Origin of the sequence: Streptomyces sp. NBC_00080, assembly GCF_045041255.1 — a bacterium.
In the GTDB taxonomy this organism is placed as follows: domain Bacteria; phylum Actinomycetota; class Actinomycetes; order Streptomycetales; family Streptomycetaceae; genus Streptomyces; species Streptomyces coriariae.
In genome coordinates, this window is sequence record NZ_CP108235.1 from 4,439,043 (window position 1) to 4,459,957 (window position 20,915).

Here is a 20,915-nt window from a genome sequence, read left to right on the forward strand (position 1 = left end):
TGTGTACTCCGGGTAGCGGTCCGCCCCTGCCGTTACCGACACGGGGGCCCCGGTCCCCACCGGCACATACTGCGCAATGCTCTCCCGAAAACGCAAGGCCCGCCTGGTCACACCAGGCGGGCCACGGAAGGGCACACAGGCGAACGGCTATCCCAGGGTCTGGGCCGCCGTCGGCGAGGAGTCCTTCAGGAACTGCGAGCAGCGCTCCCACTCCGCCTGCTCGCCGATCGCCTGCGCGGCGCGGGCGAGGCCGTGCAGGGCACGCAGGAAACCGCGGTTCGGCTCGTGCTCCCACGGCACCGGGCCGTGGCCCTTCCAGCCGTTGCGGCGCAGGCTGTCCAGGCCGCGGTGGTACCCCGTACGGGCGTACGCGTACGACTCCACCACGCTGCCCCGCTCGAACGCGTCGTCGGCGAGCTGGGCCCAGGCCAGCGAGGACGTCGGGTACTTCGCGGCGACGTCGGCGGGCGCCGTGCCGTTCGCGAGGAGCTCGCGCGGCTCGGGGTCGTCGGGGAGGTGGGTCGGGGGCGGTCCCCCGAGGAGGTTTTCGTGAATGGACATGCGTCCAGTCTGCGCCATCCGCGGGCCCTCGGCCCCGGCCCGGGACGGGACCTCGTGGTCCTGGAGGTCTCCCTCAGGACCACGAGGCGCCGGTCTTCCACGGCTGCCAGCCGCCGACCGCCCGATGGCTACCTGTTCTGGATCCACCAGACAAGGAGCGTGATGACTCCCACCGATTCTTCCTGCAGGCCGATACGGCGCCGGCGCCGAGAGCCGAGCTGGCTCCCACAGAAAGGCTCGTCCTCGGCACAGCAGGGAAACTGCCTCGAGTTTGCGATCGGCAGGCGAGTGATGGTGAGAAATTCCGCGCACCCGGATCGGGAAGAGTTATCCTTTCCCGTGTCGTCCTGGAAACTCTTCGTCGGGTTCGTAGAGTCCCTGGAACCGCCGGAAGCGGACGCGTAGAGCGACGCCTTTCCAGTATTCCGGAACATCACCACCCCCCCCCGCGTCTCCCTACTGGAGACCCCGCATCAAGAACTCTTCGGTCAGATCCAGCGCAACCTGCTTCTCCACGAACCAGAAGTCGTCCAGGCAGTCGCTGGGATCCTTGGCGTCCATCCCCGTGAAGGGTGACCTCTCGCTGAGGAGAACCTGCCCGTCCGGCTTCTCCAGGTAGGCGACGAGATCTTCGTCCTCCTCCGGGAACTGAAAGAGCACATACGGCGAACGGAACTGTCGGTAGAGCCCGGCCGTAAAAGGGGCCACCTTGATCGTGACGTTCTCCATCTCATTCAGCGTCAGCAGTTTCTCGTACTGATTCTTCATGATCTGCGCACTGCCGACGATGCGCCGGATCGCGGCCTCATCGAGGACGAAGAAAAATTCGGGACCGTTCGCCCGGACGATCCGATCCTGGCGTTCGAGCCGAAGCTCCAACAATGCTTCCACGTTCACCGTTCCGCCGGGCATTCCGAATACCTCTTTGGCGTACTCCTCCGTCTGAAGGAGACCGGGAATGAGGCAGCCGCCGCACGTACGGGCCCCACCTGCGAGACGGAACAGCTCACAGGACCCGCGGATGCGGGCCGGGCGGAGCCTTCCGCAGGCTAGGCCAGGCGTCGTTTCGTCCGCTCCCCCTCAAGAGGCGGTGCCAGCACGCTCCCGTGCGTCCTGCACTCCGGCCGGCGGCAGTCCGGGGCCGGGCGGCGTACCGTCGTGAAGGCGACCACCGCGCCCACCACCAGCACCCCCGCACACAGCACCATGGCCTGCTGGAACGCGTCGTCGAAGGCGGTGGCCGAGCGGTACGCCTCCGAGCTCATCCCGGTCAGCAGGGGCAGCGCGGCCACCGCGACGAGACCGGCCGCGCGGGCCGCCGCGTTGTTGACGCCGCTGGCCACCCCGGCCCGTGTGACGTCCACGGAGGCCAGCACGGTCGCGGTGAGCGGGGCGACCAGCGCGACCATGCCGAAGCCCAGCACCAGGACGGCGGGCAGGACGTCGGTGGCGTAGGACGCGCCGGGCCCGACGCGCAGCATCAGGAGCATCCCGGCGGCGCACAGCAGCGGGCCGACGGTGAGCGGGATCCGCGGCCCGATGTGCTCGGCCAGTTCGCCTGAGCGGGCGGACAGCAGCAGCATCAGCACCGTCGTCGGCAGCAGCGCCGTACCGGCCCCGAGGGCGGACCAGCCGACCACGACCTGGAGCTGGACCGCGGACAGGAAGAAGAACCCGCCGAAGGCCGCGTACACGCACAGGGTGACCAGGTTGACGGCGGTGAACTGGCGGGACGCGAAGATGTCGAGCGGCAGCATCGGGTCCGGGTGGCGGCGCTCCACCGCCACGAAGGCGACACCGGCGACCAGTCCCGCGACCGCAGCACCCGTGACGACCCCTACGGGCCCGCTCCGGGCCTCGATCAGCGCGTAGGTGACGAGGGCGAGCGACAGCGCGCCCAGGAAGGCGCCCAGTACGTCGAAGCGCTCGTGCGGACGCCCTGTCCCGCCCCCTGCCCCGCTCCCGGTCACGCTCTCGGCCGCGCTCCCCGCCGCACTCCCGCTCGCGCCGGAGCGGACGGGCCGCCCGTCCGACTCCGGTACGTGCCGCAGCGCCACCGGCACGCACACCACCGCCAGCGGCACGTTCAGCAGGAACACCCACCGCCAGCCCGGACCGTCCACCAGCCAGCCGCCCAGGAACGGCCCCACGGCCGCCCCCATGCCTCCGAACCCGGACCACAGACCCACCGCCCGCCCCCGGTCCTCGGGGTGGAAGGAAGCCTGGATGAGCGCGAGGGAACCCGGCGTGAGAAGCGCGCCGCCGACCCCCTGCAACGCCCGGGCGGCGACCAGCACGCCCGCGTTCGGGGCGATACCGCACAGCAGCGAGGCGGCGGCGAACCACACCACCCCGACCACGAACACCTTGCGCCGCCCGTAGTGGTCGCCCAGGGAGCCGCCGAGCAGGATCAGCCCGGCCAGCGTCAGCAGATACGCGTTGACGGTCCACTGCAGGGCGGCCAGGTCGGCGTCCAGGTCGCGGCCGATACGCGGGAGGGCGACGTTGACGACCGTCGAGTCCAGCAGGGCCATGCTGGAGCCGAGCACGGTGGTGAGCAGGATCCACTTGCCCTGCGGCGAGGCCAACCGGACGTCAGGCATGCCCTTAGGTATACAGCGAGCCCGGCGCCGTAGACAGACGCCGGGCTCACCCGTACCCGTAGTACCTCCGGGTACCTCCGGGGGTCCGGAGGTACTCCAGAGGTGCCTTCGGGGATTACTTGATCTTCTGGCCCGCCGAACGCAGGTGCTGCGTGGCCTCGAGGACCCGCGCGGCCATGCCCGCCTCGGCCAGCTTGCCCCAGGTCCGCGGGTCGTAGGTCTTCTTGGAGCCGACCTCGCCGTCGACCTTCAGGACGCCGTCGTAGTTGCGGAACATGTGGTCGGCGACGGGACGCGTGAAGGCGTACTGCGTGTCCGTGTCGATGTTCATCTTGACGACGCCGTTCTCCAGCGCGGTCGCGATCTCCTCCGGGCTGGAGCCGGAGCCGCCGTGGAAGACGAAGTCGAACGGCTGGGAGCCGGCCGGCTTGCCGTACTTCGCGGCGATGCCCTCGTTCAGCTCCTTGAGCAGGTCGGGGCGGAGCACGACGTTGCCCGGCTTGTACACGCCGTGGACGTTGCCGAAGGACGCGGCCAGCAGGTAGCGGCCCTTGTCGCCCAGGCCCAGCGCCTCGACGGTGCGCACCGCGTCGTCGACCGTCGTGTACAGCGAGTCGTTGATCTCGTGCGAGACGCCGTCCTCCTCGCCGCCCGTCGGGGTGATCTCCACCTCGAGGATGATCTTCGCGGCGGCGGTCCGGGCGAGCAGTTCCTGCGCGATGGTGAGGTTGTCGGCGAGGGTCTCGGCCGAGCCGTCCCACATGTGGGACTGGAAGAGCGGGTTGCGCCCGGCCTTCACGCGCTCCTCGGAGATCGCGAGCAGCGGACGGACGAACCCGTCGAGCTTGTCCTTCGGGCAGTGGTCCGTGTGCAGCGCGATGGTGACCGGGTACTTCTCGGCGACGATGTGCGCGAACTCGGCGAGGGCCAGCGCGCCCGTCACCATGTCCTTGCTGTACTGGCCGCCCGCGAACTCGGCGCCACCCGTCGTGATCTGGACGATGCCGTCACTCTCCGCCTCCGCGAAGCCGCGCAGTGCCGCGTGCAGGGTCTGGCTCGAGGTCACGTTGATGGCCGGGTAGGCGAACTTGCCTGCCTTCGCCCGGTCGAGCATCTCGTTGTAGACCTCGGGGGTTGCGATGGGCATCTGTCCGCTCCTTGGTATCTGCGGGTTGGCGATCTGTCGATCTGCGTACTACGGCCCTGACCTAGACCTGGGGTGCGACGTCATCGTCGGCCCCATCTTTCCAGACCTGGGCGAATGGTCCATGCCTGGTCCACGCCCCGGTCAAGTGCAGGTCAATACGGCCCGTCAGTCCAGACCCAGTTCATCCTTCGAGAAGGCGAACAGGTACGGCACACCCGCGCCCTCGCGGATCTTCTCGTCGGCGCCGGTCGCCCGGTCCACGATCGTCGCCACGGCCACGACCTCGGCGCCCGCCTCGCGGACGGCCTCCACCGCGGCGAGCGGCGAACCGCCCGTGGTCGAGGTGTCCTCGACGACCAGGACGCGCCGGCCCTTGATCTCCGGGCCCTCGACCCGCCGCTGGAGCCCGTGCGCCTTCGCCGCCTTGCGGACGACGAAGGCGTCCAGCTTCTTCCCGCGCGCGGCGGCCGCGTGCAGCATGGCCCCGGCCACCGGGTCGGCGCCCATGGTCAGACCGCCCACCGCGTCGAAGTCGAGCTCGGCGGTCAGGTCGAGCAGCACCTGCCCGACCAGCGGAGCGGCCTCCCCGTCGAGGGTGATGCGGCGGAGGTCGATGTAGTAGTCCGCCTCCAGACCCGACGACAGGGTCACCTTGCCGTGCACCACGGCCTTGTCCTTGATCTGCTGCAGCAGCGCGCCACGTACGTCCGTCATGCCGCCCAGCTTAAAGGCGAAGCCAGGAGGCCGAACTCAGAGCCGGGTCCACTGCCACGCGGTGGTGGCCTCCAGCGGATCCAGGGGCGTGACCAGGCGCGGAAGCGTGTTCAGTCCGTCGGGCGGCCCGGTCTGCGGCTCCACGCACACGGCCGCCTCCTGCTCGTCGTAGACGACGACCCACTCCTCGGGGCTGGTCACCTTCAGCTCCAGCCGGCCCGGCCAGGTGAGGCCGACGGCGACACCACCGGGCATGCCGAAGCAGTCGTCCCAGAGGCCGGGCCTCGGCTCGATCCGGTTGCCGGTCGGCAGATGGTCCTCGCCGCGCTCCTCCTGCCACGCGGGGTCGAAGGAGACCCGCACGTCCTGGTCGTCCGGGCCGCCGAGGTTGCGGTTGAACCAGGGGTGCCAGCCGATCTGCGCCGGGAAGGACGAGCCGTGCGTCTCGACGGCCATCGCGAGGGTCAGGGTGTCCTCGGTCAGCGTGACCACCTGGGTGACCCGGCCGGGGTACGGCCAGGGTTCCACCAGGTCGTACGTCAGGACGGCCTCGTCGGCGGTCCGCCGCGCCACCTTCCAGGCACCGTCGCGGACGGTGCCGTGGATGGCGTTGGGCGCGGCGTTGAGCGGCATCTGGCGGACGGTTCCGCCGTCCCGGAAACGGCCGTCGCGGATCCTGCCGCACCAGGGGACCATCGGGAAGCACCCGAAGCGCTCTCCCTGGCGCAGCAGTTCGAGGCCGCCGACGCGCAGCCCACCGACCCGGCCGCCGTTGCCCGGCTGGACGGTCACCTCCGCGTCGCCCGCGGTCAGCGTGATGTCTTCGTCACTCACGGGACGACCCTACTGGGGCGGTCGGACCGGTGCGGTGGCGGACCGGCCGAGACGCCGGGCGAGGCACCGGACCACGCTGTCGGCCCGCGTGGACGTGTCGGTCCTCAGCCGCGCCGGCGCAGCGCCCTGCCCACCACGATCGCCGACGCCACGACCAGTGCGGCGGCCGGAGCGGCCCACCGCAGCGTGCTGTTCGGTACGACCGTCTGCGGGGCCGGGACCGGCGCGTAGCGCCCGCGCGGCGGGGCGTGGTCCACCTCCTCGGCACTGCGCCCGATCATCGTCCGGCGCGCGTGCGCGGCCTCGGCGGGCGGCTCTCCGGGCCCGGCGAGGTCCTCGAGTCCGGCGGGCGACACCTCCGCCTCGAAGACGGCCCCGGGGACCGGTGATTCGTCGACGTCATCGACGTCATCGATCGCGTTGCCCGCGTCGACGTGATCGGCGGCGTCGTCCAAGGCGTCCGCATCCACGGCTTCCGCCGCTTCCGCCGCCTCCGCCGTTTCCGCCGTTTCCGCCGTTTCCGCCGTTTCCGCCGTTTCCGCGGCCAGGTTCGTCGCGAAGCGGTTCAGCAGCCGGGTGACCGCCGCGTCCACCGCCTCCGACGGCAGCTCCGCGATCCGGCCGTCCGCCGACGCCGTCCCCTCGAAGCGGAGTGTCGTGCCCGCTTCCGCCTCCCGCAGCCACAGCGTGAGGATCGGTTTCACCACCCCGCTGCCGCGCACCTCGGTCGCGTCGCCCTCCAGGGCGTAAGCACCGTCCTCGCGCGGGGAGACACGCAGGGCACCCCGGTAGGTGATGGTGTGGCCGCCGACCCGCACCTTCAGCCGTCCCGCGACGGGCTCGGTGCCCGCGTCCTGCTGGAGCCCGGGGACCGCCCGGGCCACCTGCGCCGGATCTGCGAGAGCCGCCCTCAACCGCTCGGCCGGAACCGGAACGAACACCTCTTGCTCCATGACATCGGAGCCTACCCAGCGGGCACGGGAAAGCACCCGGCGAAACCGGGATTCGGCTCCGCCGGGCCCCGGCCGGTGATACGCCCCCGGCGCCGGGTCAGTACCGCGGATGCACCAGTGTCGAGGGCCGCAGCCCCGGCACCCGGGTCGCCTCCGCCGCCCGCGCGTCCGCCGTCAGTTCCGCCTGGGTCAGGGTGCGCGGCGGCGGCCCGAGCCGGTCGAGGCGCAGTGGCGGGCGCGTGTCGGCGGTGCCCAGGACGAAACCCCAGTCGCGAGGGGCCCGGGAGCCGCCTGCGGTGTCGGGTCCCACGGTGCGGCCGGCGTCGAGGCCGTCCACGCGGTAGGGGGCGGTGTACAGGCCCGCCGCGCGCATCGTCGCCTCGACCGTCCAGAACGCGCGCGGCCGGCCGGCGACCGGCCCTGCGTGCACGACGAGGCGGCCGCCCGGGGCGAGGGCGCGGCGGGCGAGGCCGTAGAACTCCTGGGAGTAGAGCTTCGTGCTCGCCGTCATGCCGGGGTCGGGCAGATCCGCGACGACCACGTCGTACGTCGCCGCGGGGGCCCCGCGCAGCCACTGGAAGGCCTCCCCCGTGGCGACGTGGATGCGCGGGTCGCCGTAGACGTGGTCGTTGAGGCGGGACAGGCCCGGGTCGGTGCGGGCCAGCCTGACCAGGCCGGGGTCGAGTGCGACGACATCGGCGCGGCGCACGCCGGGGTGGCCGAGAACCTCGCGGGCGGCCAGGCCGTCGCCGCCGCCGAGGATCAGCACGCGCGCGTGGGGGCCGCTCATCGCGGGCCGGACCAGGGCCTCGTGATACCGCCGCTCGTCGTGGCCGGCGAAGCGGAGCCGGCCGTCCAGGTAGAGGTCGAGGGGCCGGCCGTCGGCGTCGCCGGTGAGGACGATCTCCTGGACGCCGGTCCGCACCGCCACGCGCACTCCGTCGCCGTAGACCGCCTGCCGGGCCGCCCGTTCGAAGTCGTCGACGAGGACGGCGGCGGAGGCGAGGACGCCGAGGACGGTGATGTTGGCGACGAGCAGCAGACAGCGGGCCCGGCAGCTGAGGTCGCGTCGGAAGAGGCCCAGGACCAGGGCGGCCCCGGCCACGACGTTGACCCCGCCGGTCAGCAGGGAGCTGGTCAGCTGGCCCAGGAAGGGCAGCAGCAGGAACGGGAAGGCGAGGCCGCCCACCAGCGCGCCCACGTAGTCCGCGGCGAACAGGTCGGCCACCGCGCCGCCCGCGTCCTGGCGGCGGATGCGCTGGATGAGTTCCATGAGGAGGGGCACCTCGGCGCCGATGAGCACACCGATGGCGAGGGAGAACGCGACGAGGAGCACGCGGGGGCCCTGGGCCCACACGCCACCCCAGTCGCCGGTCCAGGCGAACACCGCGTAGAGCGCCATGGCACTGCATCCGCCGACCAGCGCGAGGGTCGTCTCCAGGGCGCCGAAGCCGGCCGCGGCGAACCGGCGCAGCCGTTTGGCGGCGAGGGAGCCGATACCCATCGCGAAGACCATGACGGACAGCACGACGGAGGCCTGGGTGACGGAGTCGCCCATCAAGTAGGAGGCGAGTGCGACGAGTTCCAGTTCGTAGACGAGACCGCAGGCCGCGCAGACGAAGACGCACGCGAGGACCAGGAACCGCCCGGTGGCCGGCCGGACGGGGAGCCGCGCGGGCCCCGGCGGGGGCGGCTCCCGGTCCGGTCGGACACCGGGCGGGGCCGGTGCGTGCGGTTCGATCACGACTGCGACGTTACGTCACTGCATGGTGGCCCTTCGTCACCCACACGTGTGGAATCCGAGGTCGTTCGCGCAGCGGACGTTTGAGCCGCCGGTGCCTCAGACTCCCTGGGCGGAGGCGCTCACGGACAGGCCGGGGTCGCCCGACCGGACCCGGACACCCACCCTCGTCCTGGTCGCCACCAGCTGCCCGTCCTGCGGGTAGGCGTGCCAGGTGCGCCAGTGCACCTGGCCGTCGCTGCGGTGGGCGAGCAGCGCGGTGAAGGCGTGCGGGCTGCCGGGGAAGACGCCGGCGAGACCGTGCGGGTGCTCGGAGACGAGGGCCAGGAGTTCCTGGGCACGGCCCGCGAACTGGCCGGGCGAGAGCTCCTCGACGCGCGCCGCGAACTCGTACTCCCAGTCGCCCACCCGCTTGGCGACGCCCAGCGGGAGCGGGGTGCTGCTGCCGGCGAGGCAGGCCACCGTCTCGGAACAACTGCCCTGCTCCTCCTCCAGCAGCACCTGGTGGGATGCGCCGAGCAGTCTCAGCTGCAACCTGGCGGCGGACAGTTCGAGGTCGAGTGTGGCGAGGGCGGGCAGCGGCTCTCGCCCCAGGGCCCAGGCGAGATCGGCCGCGCGCGTGTCGGTGTAGGAGGTGTTCAGGGTCGTGAGCATGGATCGGCTCCGCGGAGACGCAAAGAGAGGAGGGGGCAGGTCGGCGCACCCCGGTCGAAGCCGGGAGAACGGCCCCGGTCGGCCCGGTCCGGAAGGTCGTCCGCACGGGACGTCCGAAGGGGTCCGAGGGGCTGCGTTGGTCGTCTAGAGGGAATCATGAACTGCGGTTGCTCCACAGCGTTTTTACCCAACTTCGTGCGGTTTCCATCCCTCGGGGGGTCCACAGCTCAATTGTTCAACTATGGCGTACCCCGGGCGGCCCAGGTGTGCATCCGCGCGCCCCACATGAAAGGGGCGAGCGCGGGTAGACGATGCGGCCGCCCCGCACGTACGACCGCGGAGCCCGTGGTCAGCTCGGGCCCCGCGGTCCGGATGCGGCTTCCCCCGCGGGGAGCTCAGCTGCCCCGTGTCAGCTGCCTCCGCCGCATCCGCCACCCCCGCCGCAGGACGATCCGCCGCCCCCGCAGGACGACCCGCCGCCGCAGGAGTGGCCTCCGTGGTGACCGCCGCCGGAGCCGCCGTCTCCGCCGCTGTCGCCGGCCCACCAGCTGCCACCGCCACCGCCGGCCGCGCTGCCGCCGCCGCTGTAGCGGCGCGGCCGACCGCCGCGGTACGACCTCGCGGCGCCGCGACTGCGGACGTTGACCAGCAGGGCCGCCACGAGCACGATTCCGATCACCGCCAGGATGATGCCGAAGACCATGGCGCCACCCTCCTTCCGTGTCCCCCGAAGCGGCCCCCCGTGGGCGCCTCGCGTGGCGTCCGAGCGCCACGTGCACGGGGGATGCCCGCCCGTCTCATCTGCCAAAGCAGAGTTGAGGAACTTCAGAGGGTTCTCCCCAAGAAAATGCCCCTGACCTGCACAGAAGGGCAGGTCAGGGGCCGCCTGAGTCTCACTGGGCCGTCTGTGGGCCGTGAGCTTCCTGAGAGATGCGCTGGAACACGGAGTCGATCGCACGACGGGCACGCTCGCGGCCGTCGGGCATCAGGTGGGCGTACACCCGCAGTGTCAGCCCCGGGTCGGCGTGCCCCATGTACTCGCTGATGGCCTTGATGTTCTCGCCCGCGTCCAGCAACGCGGAAGCGTAGAAGTGCCGCAGGGCGTGCATGCCGTGTTCACGCGCCGACTCGTACTTCCCGTTCTCATCCACTTCCGGGCGGATGAGGCCCGCGACCGCGAGAGCGGGCTTCCACTCCTTGCCGTTGAAGTTGCTCCGCCACACCATGCCCCCCTGCTCCGCCGTGAAGATCAGCCGGGCGGACACCTTCGGGCCCTCCGGCACGTCCCAGGGCAACGTGATTTCCACCGGCTTGCAGGCATCCATGTGCGCCCGGAGAGCTTCCGCCAGCGAGTCGGGCAATGGCACATCCCGCTTCTTGCCGCCCTTGGGGAGAGCGAACACCGGGTGCCCTTCCACATGCTTGATCTGCCGGACCACGTGAAGCGTGCGCCCGTCGGCGTCGATGGCGTCCTCAGCCAGTCCGAACACCTCGCCCTGCCGTAGACCGCATCCGGCGCCGACGTCGACCATCGCTCGGTACCGCTCCGGAAGAGCTGCTCGAACAGCGAACACCTGCGCGGGCACCCATGGGACTACGCGATGCGGGTCAGGCTTGGGGCGCCGAACGGTCCTTGCACCGCACGGGTTGCGCGACAGCAGCGCGTCATCCACAGCGGCAGACAGGACCGACTGAACGTCCGCGAAGATGTTCCGGGTGTAGGAAGGGCCTACACCGGGCTTCGCATCCAGCGCGGCCAGGAGCTCCCGGATGTGTTCGGGCCGGAAGGTCCCGATCGGCCGGGAGCCAAGCACCGGGTAGACGTGCAGTCGCAGGCGCCGGCCGAATTCCTTCCGGGCCATCGGGCTGGACGTCTTGCTGTCCAACCACTTGTCGGCGTACTGCCGGAACGTGATCCGCACGGACTTGGGATCGGTGTACTGACCGCGCGTCATGTCCGTCTCAATGGCGCTCAACCATTTCTCGGCGAGTCGCTTCTTTCCGTCGGGAAAGCTCTTGGACTTCTCTGCGCCGTCTGGACCGATGTAACGGGCCCGGTAGCGCAGACCACTTCCGTGGCGGTCGCTCTTGATGCGGACGGTCTTTCCGCCGGCGTTCGTCTCGGTCTTGAACCAGCGGTCTTGGATGTGGCCTGCCATGAGGCGGGGGTCCTCTCAACACGCAGCAGGGAGAGCCGCCAGGTCGCGGCTCTCCCTGCTGTCTGCGGTGGGTGTTGGGTTAGGCAGCGTTTTGTTCGGTGCTCTTGCGTTCGGCGACGTGGGCAAGCACGTCGGCGGGGTCGTAGCGGATGTACTTGCCGATGCGGAATCCGGGCGGTCCCACGCGCTTCCGGCGCCACTGGTAGACCGTCTCTTTGGGCACCTCGAACATCTCGGCGATGTCGTCGGGGGTGAGGTAGCGATCCGGCAACCCGCCACGGAGCGTGGCGCGCGGGTCCGGTTGTTCACGTACAGCACTCATCGCGTGTCCTCCGTGCGCGGGTGAGGATCCGGATTCGGGGCGTGTCTGTCCGAGGTTCGGATTTCTGCGTCACCGCGTCACCTGCGTCATTTAGGGCTCTGACCTGCGGTTTTTGGTGACGCTGCGGATCGGGGCTGCGTCACCCGTGCGTCACCGGTTGCGTCACCGGGTGACGCAGGTGACGCAGGATGACGCAGAGCCAGCCGTCTGCGTCACCGCTGTCGGCGCAGGTCAGCGGCCGTTTTCCGGCCCGGGTGACGCAGGTGACGCAGCGTCTTCCTACTTAGGACAAAGAAGGGGCTGCCTGTAGTAGTTCGGTGCGCCTTACAGAGCGAAGAAGGAGCCGCTGCGCGGCACGACCTTGGGGCGGCGCGCTGCGCCGAACAGCAAGAGGAGCACACCCCAGGGCTGGTGCTCCTCTTACTTGTCCCCTGGCGTGCGGATCGCGGGAATCAGTGCAGCCGCTGCTGCTCGTGTGGAGGCAGGGGCAGGACGACCGTGCGAGTCATTTCGAGGTAGCGGCCCGCCTTGGTACGGCCCGAGTCGATCAGCACACCCCGGGCGGCCAGAGTCGGTTGGAGGCGCTTGAGGCGGTCGGAGAGGACTTTGCCGGTGGTCGGCCATCCCTTGGGCAGGGCACGGCATTCGTCGCCGCTGTAGAGGAGGCTGAGGCAGTGCAGCCACTCTGTGGACGTCATCTGCTGCGCGGCGCCCGGCTCGATGGTCTCGGCATGCCTGAGGACGGTCTGTGCGAGGAGGTCGCCCTCGATCACGTCGTCGTTCAGGTCGTCCAGACTCGCCCGGTACGCGGCGAGGGCCCCGAGACCGGTTGCCGCGTCGAACTGCGCGCACAGGTGGGCGAAGTCTGCCATTCGCAGGTCGGTGGGGGTCTCCGCCTCCACAGCGCGGACCTTGACCGTGAGGTCCAGGAGCGAGCCGAGAACGACGGGCAGGACTTCCGCGTAGTCCGCCCACAGTTCGGCCTCCGTGCGCCGGACGCGGGGCCGTTCCAGCCGCAGCGGCAGGAGCCGTTCCGCGAGGTCGGGCCGGATGACGCCGACGTCGATTCCGGTCAGCAGGAGTGGCCGGCGGTAGCCGACGCGGAACACGTCCCCGTCGGTGAACAGCGCGCGCTTGACGCTCTCGGCTCCGGTGACGATGCAGCACATGGCGTCGGAGAGGTCCGGCGTCATGTGGGAGAGGTTGTCCAGCGCGGTGATCCATCCCGCTGCCACGGCCGCGATCAGGTTCTCCTCGTCCTTCGGGGCCCGGCGCAGGTCGCCGCTCATGCCCTCGATGATCCTGGTGAGCATCCGGCCCCCGGTGGACTTGCCCGCTCCCTGCGGTCCGGTGAGGAACGGCGCGGGGACCGGCACGGACGGTCCGAGGCAGCCGATCAGCCATGCGATGGCCAGGCATTCGGTTTCGGCGTTGGCGAAGTTGCACAGCCGCATCAGCTGGTCGATGCCCTTGCCGTCGGTGTCCTTGACGGGCAGCGGGAGTTCGCCGGTGAGCTGGGTGCGCCTCCAGCAGACCTCGCGCGGGTCGGGGGTGATGATGTCCCACCCGGTGGGGTGGATGCGGACGGACTTCCCGTCATCGCGGCCCAGGTCCAGCCACGTCGCCCCGTCGAAGCCGGGGGCAACGCGGATGTTCACGGCGTGCGTGTCCGCCTCCAGCGCGAGCGCTTCGATCAAGTCCAACGCCTCCTTCATCGCCGATCCGTTGAACACGCCGCGACCGTCCTTGAACAGGCCGACCATGAGTTCCTGCCTGTGGCTGCCGGTGGCGCCCTGCGAGCGCATCGGCCGGGCGACGGGGTGCCCGTTCTTCTGCGCGTACACGGTCCCGTCGGCGGTGCGGAAGTACCGGAAATGGGACTGCGCGTAGTCCGCGATGATCTGCCGGGCGGGGTTCTTCTCGTCCTCAGGCATGACTCAGTCCCAACGTGGTCAGGGCGTTGGTCCACGCGTCCGTGCAGTGCCGGGCGGTCTCGCCCTTGGCCTGCGCGGCGGTGAACAGCCGCGTGACATGGGCGTCGGTGAGGCAGCCGCACCGTCCGTGCGTCGACAGCACCGCGAGGAACGTGCGGTACACGGTCGCGTGGATGGCGCTACGGGCCTCGGTGATGCGCTGCACGGCCATGGAGATGCCACGGTCCAGATAGGCGGGCGTACGGTGCCTGCACTCGCCCCCATGGGTCCTCAGGGGCACTGTGAGCGTCTGTGGCGCCCTGCGGACCGGGGACGGCTCCTTTACTGCCAGGGCCCGCACAGCGTCCGGGAGAGCGGCGGTGGAGCCGGTGCCGGATCCGAGCCAACGGGCGTACGCCATAAGGGACTTGATGTCGACGCCGGGCCGGACCGCGTTCGATGAGGGCATGGTGCCCCGGTAGATCCAGTGCTCGCCCCGGGTGGTGGCCACGGTCCGGGTCGCGGGCAGGGTCTCGCGGGCCCACTGGACGGCGGCGGGGTCGTCCAGGTCGACGACGGTCACGCCGGCGCCGCCGGGGTGGTAGGCGACGGCGGCGGCCCGGCGCCACGCGCCCGCCCAGGCCGGGGAGGTGAGGACGTGCGGGTCGGTGGTGGCGGCGGCCCACCCGTGGCACGGGTTCGGGCAGGAGCAGGAGCCCGCGGCTTTCATGTTCGGCCGGCCGCCGCACGCGTTGCCGGTGCAGGCGGCGCAGTTGCCGAACGGCGCCTTCCCCGCCCGTAGGGGCAGGGGCGGGACGCCGTGGGTGGCCAGCATGAGCGCGGTGTCCAGCGGGGCCGGGACGGCGGTCATGCGGCCACCCCCAGAACGGGGGTGTGGGCGGCGAGGAAGGCGCGCCCGATCCATTCGGTGTAGGCGGGCGGGAGCGCCTCGCGGAGCCTGAGGTGGTCGGTGGACCAGTCGATGCGCTTCGCGTCGCGGATCTCGGCGACGGTGGCCTTGCCGCCGCCCTTGCCATAGGCGGCCACGTATGGGCCGTCGCGCCATTCGCCGTGCCGGTAGCCGCGCACGTAGCCCCGGTGGAGGGGGTGGGCCGGCTGTGCGGTGGTCCAGCCGCCCAACTCGAAGTAGCGGTGCATGAGCACGGCCAGGCCGAACTGTTCCCCGCACAGGCGGATGTCCTTGCGGACCTCGGAGCCGGGCACGTTCTCGATGACGTACGGGCGGCCGGTGGCCTCCAGCGCGGCCCGGGTGGGGACGATGAGCCGGGGGTAGGTGCGGCCGATCGCCTTGTTGCGGGCGGCGTTCGTGCCCTTGGTCGGGGCGCCCTCGCCCTGGCAGGGCGGGGACGCGTGGATGAAGTCGAACTCGTGGCCGTGGGCGCGGATGAACTCGACCGCGTCGCCCTGGTGGAAGGCATCGCCCCGGTAGTCCGGCTGCGCCTGGATGTCGACGCCGGTGATGTGGCAGTTCTTGAACGCGCGTCGGTAGCCCTCGGTGCCGCCGCCGATGCACGAGTAGGCGTCCAGCACCCGAAGGGGCTCGATCCGGGAGAGTAAGGCGAGGGCTCGCCCGATGGGGGTGGGTTGCGTCATGCTGGATGACCTCCAACAGGTCTGTAGTGGGCTGGTTGGGCAAGGGCGGCCCCGGACTTTTGCCGAGAACGGGGGCCGCCCTGTGTCGTTGGCTCGCTTGGACGAACGCTGGTGTCGTGAGGGGCGGGGCGAGTGGAATGGACTGCGCTGGTCAGCACCCTTGCGGGAGGCGGTATCGCCACGCTTTCAGCGGGAGCGCTTGAGTTCTGGCGTTCGAAACGGCACAGGGTTGACCAGAACACCGAGAACAGGCGGGTCCTCTACGGCTCGTATCTGGCGGTCTTGTCCAAGACGCGACACACAGTGGGTTCTCTTGCACGAGCGAGGGACATGCGGTCGACGGAGCGTGCAGCGGCGGTCTGGGATGCGTACGTGGAGTGCATCAGCCGTCGCTACGAAGTTGAGATCACAGCACCCACACGGGTTGTGGCTGCAACGGAGAACACTCACCACGCGATTCGCGATCTGTGTGTTGCAGTCGCAGACGGCGTGCCGAACGACAGCGACGAATACGCGCAACTCCGTCGGGCTTACAAAGAGGCTCATTCGTTGCTGCGGCGCGCCATGAGAGCTGACCTCGGCGCTGAGCTCTAGCCGTTGAAACGGTTGCGCTTGAAGATCGCCTTGCGGATATGCACGACGGTGCCACCGTTGCCGTGCTGCGGGCCGATGGCCTGGACGGCGATCCAGCCGCCGAAGATCACGGCGGCCAGCGTGATGAGCTGGGTGACCAGCGTGGCCAGCGCGGTGATGAACGTGGTCAGCAGCAGCAGTCCGCCGCATACGGCGAGGAACCCGACGCCTCCGAGGGCGACGTTCACCGCCGTCCTGGACACGGCCGGCCGGGTGGCGACCGGTTCGGGCTGCATGGGGCTGACGGCGTAGCCGGTGACGACCCGCCCGTCCGGCAGGACCACGCTCGCCACCGCCGGGACGGCGCCGGGCTGCATGGGCACGAGGGGTGCCGCGTATGGCGCGGCGGGGGTGATGGGGGTGGGTTGGTGGACTTCCACGGACCGTAGTGCGGGCGTGTTGTGGGCGTGTTCGGGATACATGGATGGTTCCCTTCCGGTGCTCGGTCGGGGCGGCGGGCAGGGTCCGCGATGGACGCTGCGGAGGGGTTGGCAGGGGGCCGGGCGTGCCCCCTCTACCGGCCTTACCTTGCAGGTCAGGGGCCTCTACCTGCCCCTCTACCGGGGTAAGGAGCCCCCTCTACTCCGGTGCGGTCGCGGAGGGCGGCGTACGGCCGGGTGGAGGGGGTGTCCGGTGGGGCCGGGGTAGGGCGGGGGCCCTTTACCTGCCGGTGCTGAGGAGGATCTCGGCGGGGACTGCGGCTTCGATGTCGCGGCGCTGGTAGCCGGCTGCGTTGGCGCCGCTGATCTTGACTTGCTTGCTGGTGCGCTTGACGCCGGCGCTCTCCAGTTCGGAGGCGAGGCGTTCGGCGTTGAAGTCGCCGTAGACGTCCTCGTCGAGGTTGACGAGTCCGGCGAGCAGGTCGGTGGTGAACATGCGCGGGGCGTGCCGCATGACCTCGAGGACGTCGGAGACGACGGCGGGCACGGTCAGTCCGGCCGCGTCGGCGGCGGCGGTGACGTCGCCGGCCGCGTCGCCGGTGAGCTGTCCGGCGGCCTCGCGCAGGGCGCGGCCCTTGCGGCACAGTGCGGCGAACCCGGTGCCGTCGAGGTAGTCGGCCCGTACGGTCACGAACGACGCGGGGCCGGTAACCAGCACACCCACACCCTTGTGGTCCTCGGACAGCACGGAGGCGTCTGCGCCCTGGGCGGCCTTGCCCTTGCCGAGGACCATGTCGGAGCTGGTGCGGTCGACGACCTGCGTGGAGTAGCGGATGGTGATGATCTCCCGCAGCTTCGCCGGCACCGACTCGGCGTCGGGGCGCTGGGAGGCGAAGTTGGAGATGAACCCGGCGGCCGGGCCCCGGCGGGCGATCCGGCACAGGTCGTTGATGACCTGCTCGCGGTCCTCGCGCTCCATCGCGGTGAAGTACTCCTGCAACTCGTCGATGGTCACGAAGATGACCGGCAGGTTGTACTTGACCATGATGTCCGGGGTCAGCTTGCCCTCCGGGCACACCGACGTCGGCAGGTCCCGCAGCAGCGCGAACCGGCGTTCCATCTCCGCCAGCAGCTCTTGCAGCATGGCCTTGAGTGCTTCGATCGCAGCGTCTTCGGCGCCCATGACCAGCCGGTGGGCGACGGCCTTCATGGGCATCCAGTCGGCGCCGCCCTTGCCGTCGGCGACGTAGTGGCGCACGTAGGCGTCCAGCAGACCGGCGGCGGTGAGCAGCCGTTGTGAGAACGTCTTGCCCCGGCGGGGCAGGCCGCCGAAGAACATCGACTGCCACATGACCGGCACGGCCACGCGGTTGCCGCGCGCGTCCTGCCCGAACGGGACCGCGTCCCAGATCGAGAACCTCTCCGCCTTCTCCAGCGGCGAGGGGTTGAGCGGGCCCAAGTACGGGTCGTCGTCGGCCACCCACATCGAGACGCGGCCGGCGTTGCCGCCCTTGGCCGCGCGGACGCGGGACATGATGACCTGGATCTCGTCGACTCCGAGTTCCTGCGCGATGACCTCCCGCTTGGCGAGGACGTCGGAGGCGGTCTTGCCGCCGCCCCGGGGCAGGTCGAAGATCACGGCCCAGCCACGGCCGTCGCGGACCGGGCCCATCGTGCAGAGCACCTTCGGAAGGTCCTTCTCGTCCTTGCCGCTGCCGCTTTTGAGGAGGCCGGCGGCCCGCAGCGCTTCATTGAGCTGCTGCGCGGACATGTCCACCTTCAGCGGCGGCGCCGCCTGGTCCAGCAGACGCGTTTCCTTGCCCCGTCCCAGGTAGGCGAGCGGGGTGACGACGGCGGCCCCTATGCCGGCTTGCAGCAGCGGGGGCGCCAGCGCGATACCGAGTGCGGCGGCGGCGACCGCAGCGGCGGCGGCACCGAACCGCCAGCGCCGGGCCCGGGTGCGGATGCCGTGGGCGATCTGGAGCCGGGCGGCCAGCTCCACATCCTCCGGCCGCGCCTTGGACTGCGCCCGCAGGGCCTTGACCACCGCGCTGTGGTCCTGCGCCGAGAGGGTCGGCCACAGTCCGGCGGCGGCCCGGAAGAAGCCACGCGCGGCCAGCAACACCGTCTTGACCAGGTACTTCGGGGTACGGAAGGAGTGGTAGCGGGTGTGCCACCAGGTGAGCCGGCCGAACGCGCGGACGTTGGCGATCACGGACGCACGCGAGCGGGCCCACACGGGCAGCACGGGCGCCTCGGGGGCGGTGAGCCAGTCCGCGAGCGGGTTGCCGGGCAGGTCGACGGCCTCAACAGCCGGACCGGCCAAGGCCGTCGGAGCGGCGGGAGCGGCCGGCGCCGGGTCGGGGACCACGGTCAGGACGGCCGGTTGGGCGGGGGCGGTGTCTTTGTGCAGGTGAACGACGTTCTCGGACATGCGGAAGTCTCCTCAGCACCCCCACGACGGGGGCAGGCAAGGACATGCGGGAAGGGTGGGGGCCGGGACGGGCGGGGGCCGTCCCGGCCCGGCTGTGTGTCAGCCGGTCCTGCGGAGTTCGTGGCCGTGGCAGAGCACGGGGCCGATCAACAGGCCGACGCCCTTGACCGTCCACCGGCCGTTCGTGAGCGGGCCGGGCGGGACCTCGTCGATAATCCGGCCGATCCGGCCGATGGCGCGGGGGTCGTCCTGGCAGGCCACGATCGCGACCTTGTCGCCGGAACGGAACACGATCACCACCACCCCGAGGACTTCTTCGCGGCCTTGTCCTGGGCCTTGGCCTTGGCGTCCTCGCGGATGAGGGTCTCCCGCACCGTCCGCAGCGCGCTCAGCTCCGCCGACAGCCGGGACTCGATCTGCACCGTCAGGCGGTCCAGCTTGCTCTCGGCGCGGGCCGTGCTGTTGCCCCGCAAGATCGCGCCGGAACCGCCCGCCAGAGCGGTGATCACCTTGCGCTTCTCCGACGCGGTCAGCGGCCACAACTCGCTGTTGCGGGCCGCCTCCAGCTTGCGTTCGGCCCTGACGATCTCGCGGTCCACACGTCGGATCTCGGAGTTGCCCATCTCAGGCAGTCCCTTCGGACCCGTGAGGGTCGGGGTAGGCGCAGGGCACACACATGCCGAGCGCGGGAGGAATGACGTATCCGGCGTCACGCCGGCAGGAAGGGCAGGTACGGCGGGCGGTGTTGGCCAGGGCCAGAGCCGCCCACTTCGCGGGAGTCATGGGCCGGACCGGCTTGGCCAGGTCGACCCGGTAGAGGTAGGCGACCAGCGGGCCCCGGCGGCGGCGCGGCCGTTCGAGCTGAGCGGCCACGCCCTGACCACCGGGGCGCAGGTCACGCGCCCGCAGTTGGCGGCGGGTGGCGTAGCCGTCCGGGGCCAGGCGCCACCGGTAGACCGGCAGCGTGGCCATCAGGCGACGCGCTTCCAGGCCTGCCGCAACCTGACCTCAGAGGCGGAGTGGCCGGCCGCCCGGAACCGCACGGCCATCTCCCGGTACGACAGCGCCGGCGTCTGACTGTGCCGGATCTCGTCGACCAGCACGTCAAGCTGAGCGTCCGTGAGCGCGGGGCCGGCTTCCAGCGCCGGAACGGGCTCGGTGGGGCCCCACACGGGCAGATCCCACGCGGGTGTGACGTCGGGTGTGACGCGGGCCGTCACGCTGGTCAGCGCCCTGCCCGTCCCCTCTCCCTGACGCGCCGACTCCAGCGTCGACCACGCCCCCGCGAGCGTGGCGGCGGTCTTGGCCTGCACGCGGGCGACGCGCGCCCCGGCCTGCGTCACGGCCGTCAGCCGCGTCTCCTCCGTGCCCGCTTCGGCCCGCAGTCGGGCACGCGCCACGGCCGCTTCGTCCCGGGCTTCCTGCTGGATGCCCCGGATCGCTCCGAGGGCTGACGGGGTGAGCGCGGTGCGCTCCCACAGCCCATGCACCAGCCACAGCGCTTTCGCCGCGACCGGAAGCCAGGCGACGGCCAGCCACGCCCCGGACGACTCCTTCGCGAGCAGGGCGTGAGCGACCAGGACGCCGGTCGCGATGAGGCCGAATCCCCAGCCGACGGCGGTCACGCCGTTGCTGTGGTCGCCCTGCGCGGCCAGCCTGCGTTCGTAGGCGAGGGTGGCCAGCCATCCCCCGTCGATGCCGAGACCGACGACCAGCGCGACCGGCCACGGCATAGCCGTGCCCAGCCACATCACCACCACGGCCAGGGTGAGCACCATCGAGACGGCCGTCATCGCGACGGCCGGCAGTGCGGTCTTGGCCTTCACGCCGCACCACCCGGCGCGGTCGCGGCGGCGGTGCGGTTGGTCAGGTCCCGGCGGGCGGCCAGGACCCGGTTGCGGGCCCGGCGGATGCGGCGGGTGTCGACCTCGTTCTCGGGGTGGTCCAGGGCCTTGATCTGCGCGTCGAGCAGGTCGACCTCCGCCAGGATGAGCGGGGACTCCAGCTCGATCGCGTCCAGCTCCGCGTTCGTCGGCTCCATGAAGTCGGCAAACGCGGTAACAGCGTCCTGAACAGTCACGATGTACGTCATTGGGTCGTGTTCTCCCTGCAAGGTGGCAACGGCCCGAACCGCGCCCTCGGTGTTCCCGCACCGGGGGCGCTCGCCGTTGGGGTCGGAATGTCCGGCTCCCCTCGACCCCGTCCGTACGGACTCCGCGAGCTGCGGGACCGGACGGGCGAGGGAGGCAACCG

General features: G+C 71.0%; 23 protein-coding genes. 1 reads left to right on the top strand and 22 read right to left on the bottom strand.

Annotation, left to right across the window (positions count from 1 at the left end; translation table 11 throughout):
- Positions 1 to 147: 147 nt before the first annotated feature.
- Positions 148 to 561 carry a DUF3151 domain-containing protein gene (locus OHU34_RS19755; RefSeq protein ID WP_020129192.1) on the bottom strand — a complete coding sequence of 138 codons (414 nt, stop codon included), beginning with the start codon at positions 559 to 561 and terminating at the stop codon, positions 148 to 150.
- 162 nt (positions 562 to 723) lie between these two features.
- On the opposite strand from OHU34_RS19755, the gene OHU34_RS19760 reads away from it, so the two are divergent.
- On the top strand, positions 724 to 966 hold the full coding sequence (locus OHU34_RS19760; protein WP_372481722.1) for a DUF397 domain-containing protein: 243 nt from the start codon (positions 724 to 726) through the stop codon (positions 964 to 966).
- A gap of 51 nt (positions 967 to 1,017) precedes the next feature.
- On the opposite strand, the gene OHU34_RS19765 is transcribed toward OHU34_RS19760, so the two are convergent.
- The 21 genes from OHU34_RS19765 to OHU34_RS19865 form a co-directional block, all read right to left on the bottom strand.
- The gene (locus OHU34_RS19765; RefSeq protein WP_308285910.1) at positions 1,018 to 1,584 is read right to left on the bottom strand and encodes a DUF5753 domain-containing protein; all 567 of its coding nucleotides are present in this window, start codon (positions 1,582 to 1,584) and stop codon (positions 1,018 to 1,020) included.
- A gap of 26 nt (positions 1,585 to 1,610) precedes the next feature.
- On the bottom strand, positions 1,611 to 3,164 hold the full coding sequence (locus OHU34_RS19770; RefSeq protein WP_142265374.1) for an MFS transporter: 1,554 nt from the start codon (positions 3,162 to 3,164) through the stop codon (positions 1,611 to 1,613).
- A 115-nt stretch (positions 3,165 to 3,279) separates the two neighbouring features.
- Entirely contained in the window at positions 3,280 to 4,311 is a 1,032-nt protein-coding gene (gene fbaA / locus OHU34_RS19775) for a class II fructose-bisphosphate aldolase (protein ID WP_142265373.1), read from the bottom strand.
- 165 nt (positions 4,312 to 4,476) lie between these two features.
- Complete coding sequence (gene pyrE, locus OHU34_RS19780; RefSeq protein ID WP_020129189.1) at positions 4,477 to 5,025, bottom strand: orotate phosphoribosyltransferase; 549 nt, start codon at positions 5,023 to 5,025, stop codon at positions 4,477 to 4,479.
- A gap of 36 nt (positions 5,026 to 5,061) precedes the next feature.
- Positions 5,062 to 5,859 carry an aldose 1-epimerase gene (locus OHU34_RS19785; RefSeq protein ID WP_405767541.1) on the bottom strand — a complete coding sequence of 266 codons (798 nt, stop codon included), beginning with the start codon at positions 5,857 to 5,859 and terminating at the stop codon, positions 5,062 to 5,064.
- A 104-nt stretch (positions 5,860 to 5,963) separates the two neighbouring features.
- The gene (locus OHU34_RS19790) at positions 5,964 to 6,812 is read right to left on the bottom strand and encodes an SRPBCC domain-containing protein (protein ID WP_405767543.1); all 849 of its coding nucleotides are present in this window, start codon (positions 6,810 to 6,812) and stop codon (positions 5,964 to 5,966) included.
- A gap of 97 nt (positions 6,813 to 6,909) precedes the next feature.
- Positions 6,910 to 8,556, bottom strand: coding sequence for a polyamine aminopropyltransferase (locus tag OHU34_RS19795; protein ID WP_405767545.1), 1,647 nt, complete (start codon positions 8,554 to 8,556; stop codon positions 6,910 to 6,912).
- A gap of 96 nt (positions 8,557 to 8,652) precedes the next feature.
- The gene (locus OHU34_RS19800) at positions 8,653 to 9,207 is read right to left on the bottom strand and encodes a DUF2617 family protein (protein ID WP_142265369.1); all 555 of its coding nucleotides are present in this window, start codon (positions 9,205 to 9,207) and stop codon (positions 8,653 to 8,655) included.
- Positions 9,208 to 9,616: 409 nt separating this feature from the next.
- Positions 9,617 to 9,910 (bottom strand): hypothetical protein, encoded by a 294-nt coding sequence (locus OHU34_RS19805; RefSeq protein WP_142265368.1) that lies wholly within the window; start codon positions 9,908 to 9,910, stop codon positions 9,617 to 9,619.
- A 190-nt stretch (positions 9,911 to 10,100) separates the two neighbouring features.
- Entirely contained in the window at positions 10,101 to 11,366 is a 1,266-nt protein-coding gene (locus tag OHU34_RS19810; protein WP_405767548.1) for a tyrosine-type recombinase/integrase, read from the bottom strand.
- A 79-nt stretch (positions 11,367 to 11,445) separates the two neighbouring features.
- Positions 11,446 to 11,688: a helix-turn-helix domain-containing protein gene (locus OHU34_RS19815; protein WP_405767550.1), complete on the bottom strand. Its 243-nt coding sequence runs from the start codon at positions 11,686 to 11,688 to the stop codon at positions 11,446 to 11,448.
- A 452-nt stretch (positions 11,689 to 12,140) separates the two neighbouring features.
- Positions 12,141 to 13,622 (bottom strand): ATP-binding protein, encoded by a 1,482-nt coding sequence (locus OHU34_RS19820; protein ID WP_405767552.1) that lies wholly within the window; start codon positions 13,620 to 13,622, stop codon positions 12,141 to 12,143.
- Positions 13,615 to 14,472 (bottom strand): DNA primase, encoded by an 858-nt coding sequence (locus OHU34_RS19825; protein ID WP_405767555.1) that lies wholly within the window; start codon positions 14,470 to 14,472, stop codon positions 13,615 to 13,617. Before OHU34_RS19825 ends, OHU34_RS19820 begins: the two co-directional genes overlap by 8 nt.
- Positions 14,469 to 15,215, bottom strand: coding sequence for a DNA methylase (locus OHU34_RS19830; RefSeq protein ID WP_405767558.1), 747 nt, complete (start codon positions 15,213 to 15,215; stop codon positions 14,469 to 14,471). The genes OHU34_RS19825 and OHU34_RS19830 overlap by 4 nt, the downstream gene beginning before the upstream one ends.
- A 590-nt stretch (positions 15,216 to 15,805) precedes the next feature.
- Entirely contained in the window at positions 15,806 to 16,270 is a 465-nt protein-coding gene (locus OHU34_RS19835) for a hypothetical protein (RefSeq protein ID WP_405767560.1), read from the bottom strand.
- A gap of 238 nt (positions 16,271 to 16,508) precedes the next feature.
- Complete coding sequence (locus OHU34_RS19840) at positions 16,509 to 18,662, bottom strand: FtsK/SpoIIIE domain-containing protein (protein ID WP_405767563.1); 2,154 nt, start codon at positions 18,660 to 18,662, stop codon at positions 16,509 to 16,511.
- A 99-nt stretch (positions 18,663 to 18,761) separates the two neighbouring features.
- On the bottom strand, positions 18,762 to 18,965 hold the full coding sequence (locus OHU34_RS19845) for a hypothetical protein (RefSeq protein WP_405767565.1): 204 nt from the start codon (positions 18,963 to 18,965) through the stop codon (positions 18,762 to 18,764).
- Positions 18,956 to 19,285, bottom strand: coding sequence for a hypothetical protein (locus OHU34_RS19850; RefSeq protein WP_405767568.1), 330 nt, complete (start codon positions 19,283 to 19,285; stop codon positions 18,956 to 18,958). Before OHU34_RS19850 ends, OHU34_RS19845 begins: the two co-directional genes overlap by 10 nt.
- Before the next feature lies 1 nt (position 19,286).
- Positions 19,287 to 19,634, bottom strand: coding sequence for an RRQRL motif-containing zinc-binding protein (locus OHU34_RS19855; RefSeq protein WP_405767570.1), 348 nt, complete (start codon positions 19,632 to 19,634; stop codon positions 19,287 to 19,289).
- Complete coding sequence (locus OHU34_RS19860; RefSeq protein ID WP_405767572.1) at positions 19,634 to 20,488, bottom strand: protein spdB; 855 nt, start codon at positions 20,486 to 20,488, stop codon at positions 19,634 to 19,636. Before OHU34_RS19860 ends, OHU34_RS19855 begins: the two co-directional genes overlap by 1 nt.
- A complete protein-coding gene (locus OHU34_RS19865) occupies positions 20,485 to 20,754 on the bottom strand; it encodes a DUF6284 family protein (RefSeq protein WP_405767575.1) in 270 nt (89 codons plus the stop codon). The genes OHU34_RS19860 and OHU34_RS19865 overlap by 4 nt, the downstream gene beginning before the upstream one ends.
- Positions 20,755 to 20,915: the final 161 nt, after the last annotated feature.